Genomic DNA, 210 nt, shown 5'->3' on the forward strand with positions numbered 1-210 from the left:
TCACCCCTCAGACCCGCAGCTTCGGCGCTGGGCTTAAGCCCCGATCATTTTCGGCGCAGCGTCACTCGACCAGTGAGCTATTACGCACTCTTTAAAGGATGGCTGCTTCTAAGCCAACCTCCTGGCTGTCTCAGCAACGCCACATCCTTTCCCACTTAGCCCAGACTTCGGGACCTTAGCTGGCGGTCTCGGTTGTTCCCGCGCTTGGAC

At 58.6% G+C, this 210-nt stretch carries 1 rRNA gene; it reads right to left on the reverse strand.

Annotation, left to right across the window (positions count from 1 at the left end):
- A 23S ribosomal RNA gene (locus tag AC27GT_RS01120) occupies nucleotides 1-210 on the reverse strand; the annotation flags it as partial.

Source organism: Thermus sp. KWY1 (assembly GCF_057547025.1).